The organism is Bacillus songklensis (assembly GCF_042649685.1).
GTDB lineage: Bacteria > Bacillota > Bacilli > Bacillales > Bacillaceae_H > Bacillus_BA > Bacillus_BA songklensis.
In genome coordinates this window covers 311,431-325,918 of sequence record NZ_JBHRZT010000072.1, presented here as the reverse complement: position 1 = coordinate 325,918, position 14,488 = coordinate 311,431, and the positions used below count along the sequence as shown (strand labels likewise).

The following is a 14,488-nucleotide window of genomic DNA, read 5'->3' as shown; positions in this document are numbered from 1 at the left end:
TCATGTCAAATTCTTTATGTGGATTCATATAGAAAGAATTATATTTATGCTCCTTCATAAACCATCGAATTCATAATTAATGTATTGTCAAAATTTATAAATATTACACTCGACCATATCCAACAAGAGCCCTGATTTTGCCATACACATCGAAGGAGGGACACCTATTGTATGGGATAAGGCGAAAAACCGCAGAGACATGTTAGAACATTAAGTTTCACTATATTTCACATAAATGTTTTCATAATCAATAAAAAGTTCTCTTACAATACACGAATATAAATTATTCGTTTATATATGCTAAGCATAGACAATACGTGTACCGCCTTTTTTGAAAACATTGATCTTTGATTCGGGCAGCTTTAGGAGGATTTATATGAAATTTGTCACTTTTCTAGTCGGTTTAGTTGTCGTGTTTCTCTTGGCGTTTATTGCAAGCAACAACAAACGGCACATTAAGTACAGACCGATTATCATCATGTTGGTTATCCAGCTCGTTTTAGCCTATTTATTATTGAACACAACATTTGGTTTGGCTTTAATTACAGCCTTTTCCCGTGTATTCGAGAAATTGCTTAAGTACGCAGCAGGCGGGATCAACTTCGTGTTTGGCGGAATCGCCAACAAAGGCGAAATGCCATTCTTCTTAAACGTCCTGCTTCCAATCGTGTTTATCTCTGTGTTGATTGGAATCTTGCAGCACTTCAAAATTTTGCCATTCATCATTAAATGGATCGGATATGTGTTAAGTAAAGTCAATGGTCTCGGCAAACTTGAATCCTACAATGCGGTCGCTTCTGCAATGGTGGGACAATCTGAGGTATTTATTACGGTGAAAAAGCAGCTTGGACAAATCCCGAAGCACCGTTTGTATACCCTCTGCGCTTCAGCCATGTCAACCGTTTCGATGTCCATTGTCGGCGCCTATATGACAATGATTGATCCGAGATATATCGTTACCGCTTTAGTATTGAACTTGTTTAACGGATTTATTATCGTCAATATCGTAAATCCGTACGATGTATCCGATGAGGAAGACATTCTTCAAGTGGTTGAAGAAAAGCAGTCTTTCTTTGAAATGTTAGGCGAGTATATTATGGATGGTTTTCGGGTCGCCATCGTCGTCGGTGCGATGCTGATTGGATTTGTTGCCTTAATTACGGCCATTAACGATTTATTTGACATGGCATTTGGTCTTACGTTCCAACAAATCATCGGATACGTTTTTGCCCCTCTCGCCTTTATCATGGGGGTGCCGTCATCTGATATTGTTACTGCTGGCAGTATTATGGCGACCAAGCTCGTAACGAACGAGTTTGTCGCGATGATGGATTTATCCAACATCGCCAACACTCTTTCCGCACGAACAGTTGGGATTATTTCCGTCTTCCTTGTTTCCTTTGCCAACTTCTCCTCGATTGGAATTATCGCCGGAGCTGTCAAAGGACTGAACGAACACCAAGGGAACGTCGTGGCAAAATTCGGGTTAAAGCTTTTATATGGGGCGACATTAGTAAGTGTGTTATCTGCTGTTATCGTTAGTGTAATGCTTTAATAAGAAAAGCGAAGCAAGCTCGTTCATGCTCATAGGGCATTGCGAAATAATCAATCATCACTATCTATTCAAAATAAAAGAGACGCTGATGACATTCTTTTACTGAAAGACACAGAAAGTGAAGTTTAAGGCTTAATCTCACAATAAATACATGTTGTTTAACAATTATAAGGAAAAAGAAGAGGAGTGGATTTCCCACTCCTTTTATCACGGTTTCGTAAAAGTTATATAAATGATAAAAAAATCATAGCGCCCCCCTTGTGAGGCAAGGGGGGCGCTATGGAGACTTCCTCTAAGGACCATATGCAAATTGAGCATTACATAATTAATTATTCATATTTTTTGCTTATTAAGAAAAGCCTGTTGATAACTTTAGGAAAGCACAGTCGTTTTAAAGACATAGCTTACTTTCTCGTAATTCATCTTATTCTCATAAAAACGATGAGCATCTTGTCTTTGCAAACCAGAGGAAAGTGAAACAATGGGATAATGATGGTTTTGAGCCCATTCGTGAACAAAAGCGAGCAATTTTCCCCCATAACCTTTAGAACGATTTTGAGTATCCGTTACTAGATCGCATACCCAAATGAACCGTCCATTATAGAGTGTGGTCATTGGCATGAATCCCGTAACAGCTACTAATTTTTCTTGATCATATAAGGCTGCCATTCTATATCCCTCATTTTGATAAGCTTCTTTTACTAATTCCAAATAGGAAGGCTGGTCTAGGTGAGTTCTGAGTTGCTTCATAACTGGAAATGCCTCGATCCACTCCTTTTCTTCTTTTAATTCTTTAATAACGATAGCTGTTGTTTTCATATCTTTTACTCCTCTCTTCTGACTTGCTTTGATTATAAGTGAAAACTGATCCCTTCAATAGGACCAGTTCTGATATAATTTATAATGCCAGTTTAGAAAGAGGTGAGTATGTATGATGGAAATTACCCCTAATCTCGACCGTACGAAAAATGAGCCTTTATATATGCAATTGTTCGCCTACTTAAAAAGAGAAATTCAGTGTGGTCGTTTATTATCAGGAACGAAGCTCCCTTCTAAGAGAAAGCTGTCGAGTTACCTCGAAGTCAGTCAAAATACAGTAGAAAGTGCTTACCAACAACTATATGCAGAGGGGTATATTGAAAGTCAGCCTCGAAAAGGAATGTTTGTATCCTATGTGGAAGGAAATCTTTTTCCTCAAACTTCACCTATGCCTTTAACCCTAACCGAAAAAATCAGTGAAGAAAAACCTCAGAGGGTAAGGGTAGATTTTAATCATGGAAAGATAGATGTGTCTCACTTTCCTTATAATGCCTGGAGGAGATATACACTTCAATCGTTGTACCTGGAAGAAAGTCATCTCTTTTTTAATGATCATCTTCAAGGTGATGAATCACTTCTTGGTCAAATTGCTCATTACTTATATCAATCCAGGGGTGTCCGATGTCATCCCGACCAAATCGTGCTGGGGGCGGGTACTCAATATTTATTAAGCCTTTTATGTCAACTCTTAGGTAACGAAAACCAATATGCCATGGAAGATCCGGGATTCCATCGTACGAGACATGTATTTCAACAAGTTGGCATCCAAGTAAAGTCCATTCCTCTTGATGAACAAGGGATAGATATACAGCAGCTTGTTGAGAAATCTCCCAACGTTGTCTATGTTACTCCCTCCCATCAGTTTCCTTTAGGGATGATCATGCCCATATCAAGAAGGCTGGAGTTGTTAGCGTGGGCAAGAGAAAAAGAGCAACGCTTTATCATTAATGTAGTGATAAAAGAGCGATAAAAGCCCCCAAAAAAGGTGTATCAACCAAATTGTTGATACACCTTTAAACTACATTGTTAAACAACATGTGTCGTCATGTAATAATACTGTCTAATATCTAATAATTGTAGATTCAGTATTACATATTAGTCAGCTTCTCTTTTATTTAGCGACTCAAATTGAATGACCATCCACTTTTCTCCTTTAACTCCACAATACACTAAGATAAAAAATTGTGTTTAAGGGACGAAAGATGGCCGTCTTCTTACTGCTTGCTGCTCTTCGGACAATACTTTCGTTCCGCCCGTTGCTTCTATGGCAGCTCCAAATGATTTAAGCCAGTCACCCGTTATGGCCATTTTTTGACCTTCAATGATGATTGTCCTATCCGTTGTGGAAATTTCTGTTGATGCTCCTATCGCTTCAATTAGTTGCCCGATTGTCGAAATCCACACACCTAAAGTAATTTGTCTCTCACCTGGTGTGTTCAATTCCTCGCTGACTAGAAGCAGCTTTGATAAACTAACAGCTTCTATAATAAGTCCGAAGGTTTGAATCCAGACACCCGCAACCGCTTGCTTCTCAAGATCCAAGATTAAATCTTTATTTTCGCCATTATTATAGGCATTGTTTACTTCACTCACTTTTTCCATCGGCTCCTCACTCCATCGCCATCATTCTGTTATATATATCATTATTCAAATGGAAGTGGTTATGACATTCTATAACATTGTTACTTTAATCTTCAAACCTTTTTCTCCCTTCGTACACGATAATCTCCTTTGTAAAGACGGTATCTACATGGTTGACCCCGTAATGATAATGAACATACCTTAATATCCATATTGTGTGGTGGGTAAGTTCCGATCAACAAAAGCTTTCCAATCCATCTTATTTAACCAGCTTGCTGCAATTTCGATATCCTTTGAAAATACCCGATCCTGAGTGATGCTCGGAATAAGCTTGCGCGCTTCTTCATACAAAGATTTTGTAAAAGAAGCCATCTTTTCGATTCCACGATACTCTACAGCCTGCAGCGCACAAATGAGCTCAACTGCCAACACACGTCGAACGTTTTGAATAATTTGATGAGCGTGGCGGGAGGCGATTGTCCCCATGCTCACATGATCTTCCTGGTTCGCCGAAGATGGAATGGAATCCACGCTTGCCGGATGGGCGAGTGTCTTGTTTTCGGAAACAAGCGAAGCTGCACAATATTGCATGATCATGGCTCCCGACTGCAAACCCGGTACAGGACTTAAAAACGGCGGCAAATCATTCAATTGTGGATTCACAAGACGTTCAATGCGGCGCTCTGAGATATTGGCAAGCTCTGCTACGGCGATTTTCATAAAATCCATTGCAAGCGCAATCGGCTGACCATGGAAGTTTCCGCCTGAAATGACCTTCTCCCCATCATCGAAAATCAACGGATTGTCAGTCGCCGCATTCATTTCAATCTCCAGCTTTTCCTTCACATAATCAAGTGCCTGCCACGATGCTCCATGAACTTGCGGAATGCATCGAAGAGAGTATGCATCTTGCACTCGCAGTTCTCCTTGTTTCGTGATGAGCTGACTGCCGCTTACCATCCGGCGAATACGTTCCGCCACCTCGGTTTGCTGATGGTATCCCCTCGCTTCATGAACACGCGGGTCAAATGCATCCTCAATACCGCGCAGGCCTTCTAACGTTAAAGCAGCAATCGCCTCCGTTTGATAGGCCAATTGTTCCGCTTCGATATAATTGACCAGACCCATTGCCGTCATTGCCTGTGTGCCGTTAATTAAAGCAAGGCCTTCTTTCGCTTTAAGTGTCAGTGGAACTATGCCCACTTTCGACAATGCCGTTATGGCCTCCATACGCTCGCCCTGGTAAAACACCTCGCCTTCTCCCATCAACACAAGGGCTAAATGGGCAAGCGGCGCCAAATCCCCGCTTGCCCCTAAAGACCCTTGTTGGGGAATGACAGGATGGATGCGGGCATTCAGCAAATCCAGCAATCTCTCAATCACAACCGTTCGGACACCGGAATACCCTTTTAATAAGGCATTTGCGCGAAGAAGTACCATTGCCCGTGAAACCACCTCCGGAAACGGCTCTCCCACTCCGCATGCATGGGAATGAATCAAATTCCATTGCAGTTCTTCAACATCATCTGATTCGATCAATACATCGCTGAACTTTCCGAATCCCGTCGTAATCCCATACACCACTTTCTTTTGCTTGACGATGTTTTCAACTGCTTCTCTGCTTTTTTCAACCTTTTTCATACTTTCGACCGAAGCCGATACAAACATATATTCATATAACACGTTCTTTGCATCCTCAATCGTTAACGATTGACCGGTTAACACGACCATTCACTAAACCCCTCCCTCTTTTTTGCCGCATAAAAAGGAGGCCATATTGACAGACGTATCCCGTCGTCAATACAGCCCCCTATTATACTAGTAAACTATAGGCTTACAATATTTAAATGTGATTGATTCCTAACCCAATCGCTTCATGTTCAAATCCGCGAACCGGTGCCCCAATCGTTCCATATAAAGCGACGGCAATCCATTCGCCTTCATTGTCGTTTTCAAATGGTCTGCCCCTTACAACGGCAAATCTTAGTCCTACTGTACGCAAAAGACCGCCTAGTTCAATCTGGCCGCGCGTCACTCCATGCATCGCCTCTAAAATGGCATGATACAATGCATGCATTTCACGGTAAATATCTGGATTCACGACACCTTGTCTTTTCGCAGACGTTTCAATTGCCGCAACAATTTTCTGCAGCTCCATCGCACCGACTTTTCCTTTTCCGTAACGCCAATTCATTCGCGCAAATCCGTTTGTTAACGATGCTTCTTCCCCTTCTTCCGCAAACGCATACAAAACGGCATGGCGACCTATTCGTCTGTCGTACTCCTTACTCATGGCATTACCTCTTTTGGAATTTTCTAAATAAACTAATAACTTACCATTATTGTAAGCAAGACTTCTTAATCGGTCAACAGATTTTTACCATATTTTACAAAGTTAGCAGAGCGCTTCATTATCTTGGTAAAGAAAAGCCGCAAGGCCTTCATCAAGAAGCACCTTGCAGCTTTTCCGATCCATTTTCTTTTACTCTGCTAACTGTTATCCTTCCAATTCCGCTTTAGCTTCCCGTTTTGCCGTTTCTGCATGGGCTTTAACATCATTTGGCCGGATTCTTCCGAGGAGATCCCCGCTTTTCACTTCATTCAAGTCAATCCCCAATTCTCTGGCAAGTTTTCGTGCGGATGGAGAAGCAACTCGACGTCTTGCTGTTTCGGCCTCTTGTTCCGACTGAGCACTCGCTTGGTTAACGGACGTTCCTTCTTCCCGTTTCCCAGAAGATTGCAGTTCTTCCTGTATGACTGAAATGGCCCCCTCTGCCTCATTTTCTTCTAAAATAGCAATCACATCGCCAACTGTAACCGTATCGTCTGATTCCTTTAAAATTTTTGTGATGACACCTGAATGTTCTGCACTAACTTCTACGTTGACTTTGTCCGTCTCCAGCTCCACGATGCTTTCCCCTTTTGTTACCTTGTCTCCGGCCTTTTTAAGCCATTGTAAAATCGTTCCTTCTGAAATGGACTCTGCAAGTTCAGGTACTTTGATTTCAATCATGCTGAATCTCCTCCCCGGTTTCTTAAAACGAAATGAACTAGTGGATTTAACTTTTGATGTTTGGCTAGAGTTGTTTCTATGTCCTGTTACCCGATGTACTGCCTTGGCTGATGGCTTGCTGGATGATTCGTTCTTGCTCTACTTTATGGACATTTGGCTCTCCACCTGCAGGACTCGAACGATCCGGACGTCCGATATATCTTAATTTTAAGCGGCCAGAAGAAAGATTATAAAGAATCGGTGCGAGATAATGCCATGCTCCCATATTTTTCGGCTCCTCTTGTACCCAGACAATTTCCTTCAAGTTTTGGTATCGTTGTAAAATGGCTTCAACCTTATCTTTTGGAAACGGATACAGTTGTTCAACACGAACGATATGAAACCAATCCAGATTTTGATTATCCTGATCCCGTTCAATTTCTGCCGCCAGATCTACCGCCATTTTGCCCGTTGTTAAAATTAAACGCTCAACTTTGTCTGCTCGTTCCCCTAGCTTAGGCTGCTCGATAACCGGCTGGAAGCTTCCCTCACTAAATGAGGTATAATGTGAAGCCGTAAGCGGATGGCGCAGCAAGCTTTTCGGTGTCAAAATGACTAACGGCCGGGCATAGTCCGTATTTGCAATAGCAGCCTGCCGACGCAAAATATGAAAATATTGAGCAGCGCTTGTCAAATTGGCTACCGTCCAGTTGTTTTCAGCTGCCAGCTGCAAAAAGCGTTCCGGGCGGGCGCTTGAATGTTCCGGCCCTTGCCCTTCATAGCCGTGCGGCAATAAAAGCACAAGACTAGATTTCTGGCCCCATTTTGCCCGCCCTGCCGAAACGAATTGATCAAAATAAGGTTGTGCAGTATTGGCAAAGTCACCATACTGGGCTTCCCATAATACCAGCGTTTCAGGAGCGAAAACATTAAAGCCATACTCAAAACCAACCACAGCCGCTTCAGAAAGCGGGCTATTATAAATAGCAAATGAAGTGCGTGCTTGCGGCAAACGATGCAGAGGTGAAAATGTCTTACCTGTTTCCGTGTCATGTAAAACGAGATGGCGATGCGCAAAGGTTCCTCTCTCCGAATCCTGGCCTGTTAAACGGATTGGGGTACCATCTTTTAAAATGGTTGCAAATGCCAGAACTTCGGCTAATGCCCAATCGACTTTTCCTTCGTCTCCAAGAGCGTGCGCACGCCGCTCCAGGATTCGTTTTAATTTCGGATAAACGTTAAAGCCTTCAGGCCATTTCAACAACTCGCTGTTTAGCTCGCGAAGCGTGTCAAGCGATACCTGAGTGTTTATATTCGGGATCCCTTTGGCGATTACTTCCGGTACCTCTGCTTCCGATACCCGCTCATCTTTCCCTTCTGCTGAAATATGGTCATATTCAGCTTGCAGTTTCTCTTGAAACTCACGATCGAATTTTTCTGCTTCCTCCCGACTAAGAATCCCTTCATCTTGCAGCTTGCCGGCATATAATGCCCTTACAGTCGGATGGGTACCAATTTTCCGATAAAGCTGAGGCTGGGTGACAGCCGGATCATCCATCTCGTTATGCCCGAATCGTCGATAACCGATTAAGTCAATCAAAAAGTCTTTATTAAAACGCGCACGGTACTGATAGGCAAGGTAAACTGCTGCCAGGCACGCTTCTGGATCATCTGCATTTACATGGATAATCGGGATTTCAAATCCTTTGGCAAGGTCGCTGGCATATTTGGTTGAACGGGAATCCGGACTGTCTGTTGTGAAGCCCACCGAATTATTGGCAATGATATGAATGGTTCCTCCTGTTTGGTAACCTCGTAACTGCCCCAAGTTGAGTGTTTCAGAGACAATTCCCTGCCCCGGGAATGCTGCATCACCGTGAATTAAAATTGCAAATGATTTAGAAACATCCTGGACAGGATAACCCGCCTTGTGCCGTTCTTCCTGGGCCGCTCTCGCAAATCCCGCCACAACAGGGTTGACGAATTCAAGATGGCTCGGATTGTTCGCCAGAGTAATGCGTGCACGGATGGTCTCCTTTTCTGCAATCGACCGTTTTCCTCCCAGGTGATATTTCACATCTCCCGTCCATCCGTAGTTGATTCCTCTTGAGCCTTCCGATGGCACAAGCTCTTTATTCGGAGAATGGTGGAATTCCGAGAAGATGTTGCCGTATGGCTTTCCTAGCACATGCGCTAAAACATTTAAGCGCCCTCTGTGGGCCATACCAATCATGACATTGCGCACTCCATCGTGAACACCTTCCCTAATCATCTCATCAAGCATCGGTACAAGCATATCTACCCCTTCGATGGAGAATCGTTTCTGGCCGACAAACGTTCGATGTAAAAACTTTTCGAATCCTTCCACTTCTGTCAGCCTTTTTAACAGTTCCACCTGTTCTTCCTTTGAGAACGAGCGATGCGAGGAACCCGTCTCCACCATACGTGTGAGCCATGTTCGTTCTTCGAGATTGTGAACGTGATCAAACTCATAAGCCAGGGAAGTTGTATAAACCTCTTTTAAACGCTTGATGGCATCAGCTGCTGTTTGGATGTCCTCCGGTGCATCAGCCCAAACGGCCTTAGCTGGAATGGCTTTCAAATCATCTTCGGTCAAACCTGAATATGCCGGGCTCAATAAATGGTCATCTTTTGCGCTCTCCTCCATGGGATTGATTCTCGCTGCCAAATGACCATATGATCGGATGTATTCTGCCAACTTTACCGTTTTTACCAGTTTTTCGATATTTGTTGTGCTTTGAGAAATAGCTGGCAAATCATCCTCAACTTCTTTGATGCGGTTCTCTTCAAAAGAGGGAGGCGCCCCCCATTTTAGAAACAGCTCTTTTAATTCCTCACTAATGGAATCTGAATCATTCATATACCGTTCATATTGCTCCATGACATAACCGAGGTTTGGACCATGGAATTTGTGCCACGGATTTTGTTCATTTTGTTTCATTCCCATTGATTATCTCCCCCAGTTGTGCTTGTTCATCTCTTCTATTATACAATATTTCTAATAATCTGAACTTCATTGAGCTTTATATATGCACGCACATTTTTTATATTACCCAAAATAAATGGGGTGTTAATAAATCAATTTTAAAAACCATTCAAAAACTTTTCTTTTCAACACGTTACATTTCGTTAGCCACAACAAAGAAAGCGCATGCCCGATTTTGCACCCGCTTTCACAGTACTATAAAAAAAGTTGACAGCACAAACAATGAATCATTCATATGCCCTTAATTGCACGAAGGGGCTGGTGGAAAAGCAAGAGCACTTTTCGACCAGCCCCTTTATCTTAATTGATGGCGAAATATTAATATGCGAATTCAGAGAAACATTTGTCATTAAAGTAAACCACTTGGGAAAGGATTTTGCAGCCTTGAATATTTTTGAATGCCTCTTTCGCTTCCACCTCTGTGTCATACTCAAACATTTTTGTGTTACCTTTTGAATAAACAGTGATTACCCACATACATTATTTCCTCCATTTATATGATTTTTTATCTCTTCCCCGGGCAGCCAGTGAACATATGTATAAGTCTGCTTTCAGTTCATACAGCGATCAAACCGGCAGGACTCCCATTTTCATCAAGGATTATTTATAACCTTTTGTTACCGCTGCAGTCATTCTAATCCATTCCGTCGCCCTATGTAAATAATCAAAAGTGAAAGTTCACAAAATCTTTATAATTCATTTTGTTCAAAAAAATTTTTGTGTTTTTCAAGTTCTATTTGACAATTATCAATAAGTTCTATTTCTTCGATTTGAAGAGATAGCAATTGTATATTTCTGTCTATTCTGAATAAGAAAAAGCAGTGCTGCTCTTGAAATAGAACCTTTTCAGAGAAGACTGAACTTTCGCTGTTCGATACAGCGAAAGCCCGGCTTTTTCTTTCATTTCATATTTAACCGACATCCAGCATACGATATTGAGCCTTAACGAACTCACAATAGATTCCTTTTCCCTCCATCAGGGTATCATGATTTCCCTTCTCCATGATGTTTCCATGATCGAGCACCATTATTTGATCTGCTTCCCTGATGGTGGAGAGCCTGTGGGCAATGATGATGGCCGTTCTTTCTTTTAACAATTCCTTTAACGCCTTTTGGATGTTCACTTCTGTCTCTGTATCGATGCTTGCTGTCGCTTCATCAAGAATTAAGATTTTCGGATTTGCCAGAAGAGCTCTTGCAAAAGAAAGGAGCTGGCGTTCTCCTACTGAGAGAACATTTCCGCGTTCCTCTACTTCTGTTTCATACCCGTTTGAAAGCTGCATAATAAAGTCATGGGCCCCGACTGCCTTTGCAGCCGCTATCACTTCCTCATCAGCAGCATCTGGATTGCCAAAACGAATATTTTCCATAATGGTTCCGGAAAAAATAAACGTATCCTGCAGCACGACACTAATTTGGGACCGCAAGCTGTTAATGGACAAATCCCGGACAGGATAACCGTCTATTTTGATGCTCCCGCCTGTCGCATCATAAAACCGGCTGATCAAATTGGCAATGGTCGTTTTTCCTGATCCCGTGTGTCCGACAAGAGCCACCGTTTCACCCGCCTGTATTGAAAAAGAAACTCCATTTAAGGCTTTCCGTTTCCCGTCATAAGAAAATTCCACGTTTTCAAATTGGATATGACCTTTAAGATCGTCCACCGTAATGGCATGTTCCGCTTCTGCCACAATCGGTTTCTCGTCCAGAAATTCAAAGATGCGTTCAGAAGATGCCATACCGATCAACAGCTGATTGTATACTTGACCGAGTCGTGAAATGGGCTCCCAAAACATCCCGAGGTAAAAGGCAAAGGAAACAAATTCCCCGATGGTACATTCTCCATTCGCTACAAGGCTCGAGCCGTACCAAATGAGAATGGCCGTTCCCACCGCATTGGTTATCTCGACAAACGGTCCGAACGCCGAATTTTTTTGAACCGCTTCTTTCCAGCTTTGAAAGTTTTCGTTGTTAATTCCATTGAAAAATTGAATGTTTTCTTTTTCCTGCGTAAAAGCCTGTGTCACCCGGATTCCTTGAATGCTTTCATTCAAATGGGAGTTGAGCTTTGCTTGCTTGATCCGAACTTTTTGCCATGATAGGCGGATCTTTTTCCGTAAATTGGTGGAAATAAAGAACATGATCGGGAGGATAATCATTATGGCAATTGTTAGTTTGATATTTAACGAGAATAAAATGAAAAGAATTCCGATCAACAGCAAAAAATCAGTTAATAAATTAATAACACCGCTCGTAAACAGCTCCTGCAAGGAATTGATATCATTCATGATCCGAACTAGAATGGAACCGGCTGATCGCTGGTCAAAAAAGCGGTGTGACAAAGACTGGACATGTGTGAACAAATGCTTCCGCAAATCATAAATAACATTTTGGCCAAGCACGTTCATCCATCGAATCCTGAGCGTGTTGGCCATATATGATAAAAGATAAAGAGCCGAAATGATGAAGACCAATGTGACCAATAAACCCATGTCTTTTTCAATGATGGCCTTATCAAGCGTATACACCCCGATCAAAACAGGAATCGTTAACCTTACTGCCATTGACATGATCACGGTCATAAAGGAGAGTGGCAGCAAATTCCTTGTATAAGGTTTCATATAGCTTAATAGCCGCCGCATTTGCTGCCAGTTAAACGGTTTATCGATCACCAGGTCCTGCGAATAGCGAAACCGCTCCAATATCAGCTTTTCCTTTTGGTTTTCCTCCATGCTTCCACCTGCCTTGCTGCAGTTTGTAGGACTGCTGTTTTGTTTGGTCTTTATATTGAATCTCATAAATTCGTTGATACGGTCCATAATGGCTAATCAGCTCTTCATGTTTGCCGCGCTCGACAATTCGCCCATTATCAAAAACCAAAATTTCATCCGCCTGTTTCAAGGAAGAAATCCGGTGGGCGATAATAAAGGTCGTTCGTCCTCTCATCACTTCTCGAAGAGCTTGTTGAATACGGAACTCAGTCTCCATATCGACCGCGCTTGTTGAATCATCCAGAATCAAAATGCTTGGATTCATACAAACGGCACGAGCAATGGCAATCCGCTGCTTCTGACCGCCCGAAAGCCCTATCCCTCTTTCTCCAAGAACCGTATCATAGCCGTCCGGCAGCTCCATGATAAAGTCATGGGCTTGTGCCCGTTTGGCTGCCTCCATAATCTCCTCCATTGGTGCATCCGGCCTTCCGTAAGAAATATTGGCTTTAATAGTGGAGGAAAAAAGAAACGTTTCCTGCAAAACGACCCCAATATGGGACCGCAGCGTTTTAAGGTCATACTCCTGAATCGGGCGGCCATCAATCAAAACGGCTCCTGCTGCCGGCTCATAAAAACGCGAAATAAGCTGGATTGCGCTTGTTTTTCCCGACCCTGTCATCCCGATCAGCCCAATCGTTTTTCCGGGAGCCGCTTGAAAATTAATGTTTTCTAATGCAGCCTTCTCTTCCTCACCATAGCGGAGAGTGACGTTTTGAAAAACCACCTGGCCGTTGATTTTTTTAACGGCTCCTGTCCCTTCGCTTACAATCTTTTCTTCCGCTTCCAAAATCTCAAGAAGACGTTCACCAGACGCTTTTGATTGAGAAAACATATTGATTGTAAACCCTAAATTCATAATCGGCCACAAGATGTACCAAACAAGGCTGTAGAAAGCAACAAGCTCTCCCGGGTTCAGTTTTTCGTTGATAACCAGGTATCCCCCGTACGATAATAAAGCCACGACACAAATGTTTCCAATCAGCTCCATCAACGGGAAGTATTTGGACCATATTTTTGAAGTATCAAGCTGGTTGTCTTTATAATCACCGTTCTTTTCATTGAACCTCTCAATCTCCAATTCTTCCTTCGATAGAGACTTCACTGTATGAATCCCGCTTATATTTTCCTGCACTTTGGTGTTCAGCCGTCCGAACGATTCGCGAATTCCCTTGAAGGCCGGGTGAACTTCTTTATCAAACCGGTACACGATCACCGATAAAAACGGCAGGGCGGCAATCGTGGCGATAGTGAGCGGGATCGAATAATAAAACATTACACACAAACTGATGCCAACAAGAATGATAAAGCGGAGAATTTCGGTAAAGCCAAAAGATAAAAAGAAGCGAAATCCTTCCACATCCGCCGTCAATCGGGACATTAAATCCCCCGTTTTCGCATTGTCATAATAGCTGAAAGAAAGCTTTTGCAGCTTTTCATACAAAGCATTCCGAAGGCGGTACACGGATTGAATGCCAAACATATCTGCCAGGTAATGCTGAATATAAGCTGAAACTCCCTTTACAGCCATAATCGCCACAAATCCTAACGCAATCCATGGAACGAGATCAAATTGTTTCCCAAGCACCACCTTATCAATGGTTAACTGCAAGATAATCGGATAAACAACAGTGATCGCTGTAAGGATCATCAAAAACAACATCGACCAGAAAAAATCCTTCTTATAAGGAAGATAAAATGATTTCAGCTTTTTGAAAATTAACATCTTTGCCTCCTCTTCGAAGAAATGATTTTGTAGCAAC

At 42.5% G+C, this 14,488-nt stretch carries 10 protein-coding genes and 1 pseudogene; 2 read left to right on the top strand and 9 right to left on the bottom strand.

The features are described 5' to 3' along the window. The first annotated feature begins 376 nt into the window (after positions 1-376). On the top strand, positions 377-1,555 hold the full coding sequence (locus ACFOU2_RS20395; protein WP_377918135.1) for a NupC/NupG family nucleoside CNT transporter: 1,179 nt from the start codon (positions 377-379) through the stop codon (positions 1,553-1,555). 372 nt (positions 1,556-1,927) lie between these two features. Here the strand turns inward: ACFOU2_RS20395 and ACFOU2_RS20390 are convergent, their stop codons facing one another. Further along, positions 1,928-2,374 (bottom strand): GNAT family N-acetyltransferase, encoded by a 447-nt coding sequence (locus ACFOU2_RS20390; protein ID WP_377918134.1) that lies wholly within the window; start codon positions 2,372-2,374, stop codon positions 1,928-1,930. A 112-nt stretch (positions 2,375-2,486) separates the two neighbouring features. Between ACFOU2_RS20390 and pdxR the strand changes: the two genes are divergently transcribed. Further along, positions 2,487-3,344, top strand: a complete 858-nt coding sequence (gene pdxR / locus ACFOU2_RS20385) for a MocR-like pyridoxine biosynthesis transcription factor PdxR (protein ID WP_377918133.1) — start codon at positions 2,487-2,489, stop codon at positions 3,342-3,344. A gap of 218 nt (positions 3,345-3,562) precedes the next feature. Here pdxR and ACFOU2_RS20380 read toward each other — a convergent pair whose 3' ends face one another. The 8 genes and pseudogenes from ACFOU2_RS20380 to ACFOU2_RS20345 all read right to left on the bottom strand — a co-directional run bounded on the left by ACFOU2_RS20380 (position 3,563) and on the right by ACFOU2_RS20345 (position 14,451). Further along, a complete protein-coding gene (locus ACFOU2_RS20380) occupies positions 3,563-3,976 on the bottom strand; it encodes a hypothetical protein (RefSeq protein WP_377918132.1) in 414 nt (137 codons plus the stop codon). Between the two features lie 180 nt (positions 3,977-4,156). Further along, positions 4,157-5,686, bottom strand: a complete 1,530-nt coding sequence (hutH, locus tag ACFOU2_RS20375) for a histidine ammonia-lyase (protein WP_377918131.1) — start codon at positions 5,684-5,686, stop codon at positions 4,157-4,159. Between the two features lie 112 nt (positions 5,687-5,798). Further along, entirely contained in the window at positions 5,799-6,248 is a 450-nt protein-coding gene (hutP, locus tag ACFOU2_RS20370) for a hut operon transcriptional regulator HutP (RefSeq protein WP_377918130.1), read from the bottom strand. A 219-nt stretch (positions 6,249-6,467) separates the two neighbouring features. Next, a pseudogene (locus tag ACFOU2_RS20365) lies at positions 6,468-6,968 on the bottom strand (biotin/lipoyl-containing protein); the annotation flags it as partial. 76 nt (positions 6,969-7,044) lie between these two features. Beyond that, on the bottom strand, positions 7,045-9,915 hold the full coding sequence (locus tag ACFOU2_RS20360) for a 2-oxoglutarate dehydrogenase E1 component (protein WP_377918129.1): 2,871 nt from the start codon (positions 9,913-9,915) through the stop codon (positions 7,045-7,047). Between the two features lie 357 nt (positions 9,916-10,272). Then, complete coding sequence (locus ACFOU2_RS20355) at positions 10,273-10,431, bottom strand: hypothetical protein (RefSeq protein ID WP_377918128.1); 159 nt, start codon at positions 10,429-10,431, stop codon at positions 10,273-10,275. 434 nt (positions 10,432-10,865) lie between these two features. Further along, positions 10,866-12,686, bottom strand: a complete 1,821-nt coding sequence (locus tag ACFOU2_RS20350; protein WP_377918127.1) for an ABC transporter ATP-binding protein — start codon at positions 12,684-12,686, stop codon at positions 10,866-10,868. Then, positions 12,616-14,451, bottom strand: a complete 1,836-nt coding sequence (locus ACFOU2_RS20345; protein WP_377918126.1) for an ABC transporter ATP-binding protein — start codon at positions 14,449-14,451, stop codon at positions 12,616-12,618. The genes ACFOU2_RS20350 and ACFOU2_RS20345 overlap by 71 nt, the downstream gene beginning before the upstream one ends. Between the last annotated feature and the right edge of the window lie 37 nt (positions 14,452-14,488).

Excerpts from the sequence above, each read along its gene's own strand:
- ACFOU2_RS20395 (WP_377918135.1), top strand. The coding sequence starts at position 377 with ATGAAATTTGTCACTTTTCTAGTCGGTTTAGTTGTCGTGTTTCTCTTG.
- ACFOU2_RS20390 (WP_377918134.1), bottom strand. The coding sequence starts at position 2,374 with ATGAAAACAACAGCTATCGTTATTAAAGAATTAAAAGAAGAAAAGGAG.
- pdxR (WP_377918133.1), top strand. The coding sequence starts at position 2,487 with ATGATGGAAATTACCCCTAATCTCGACCGTACGAAAAATGAGCCTTTA.
- ACFOU2_RS20380 (WP_377918132.1), bottom strand. The coding sequence starts at position 3,976 with ATGGAAAAAGTGAGTGAAGTAAACAATGCCTATAATAATGGCGAAAAT.
- hutH (WP_377918131.1), bottom strand. The coding sequence starts at position 5,686 with ATGGTCGTGTTAACCGGTCAATCGTTAACGATTGAGGATGCAAAGAAC.
- hutP (WP_377918130.1), bottom strand. The coding sequence starts at position 6,248 with ATGAGTAAGGAGTACGACAGACGAATAGGTCGCCATGCCGTTTTGTAT.
- ACFOU2_RS20360 (WP_377918129.1), bottom strand. The coding sequence starts at position 9,915 with ATGGGAATGAAACAAAATGAACAAAATCCGTGGCACAAATTCCATGGT.
- ACFOU2_RS20355 (WP_377918128.1), bottom strand. The coding sequence starts at position 10,431 with ATGTGGGTAATCACTGTTTATTCAAAAGGTAACACAAAAATGTTTGAG.
- ACFOU2_RS20350 (WP_377918127.1), bottom strand. The coding sequence starts at position 12,686 with ATGGAGGAAAACCAAAAGGAAAAGCTGATATTGGAGCGGTTTCGCTAT.
- ACFOU2_RS20345 (WP_377918126.1), bottom strand. The coding sequence starts at position 14,451 with ATGTTAATTTTCAAAAAGCTGAAATCATTTTATCTTCCTTATAAGAAG.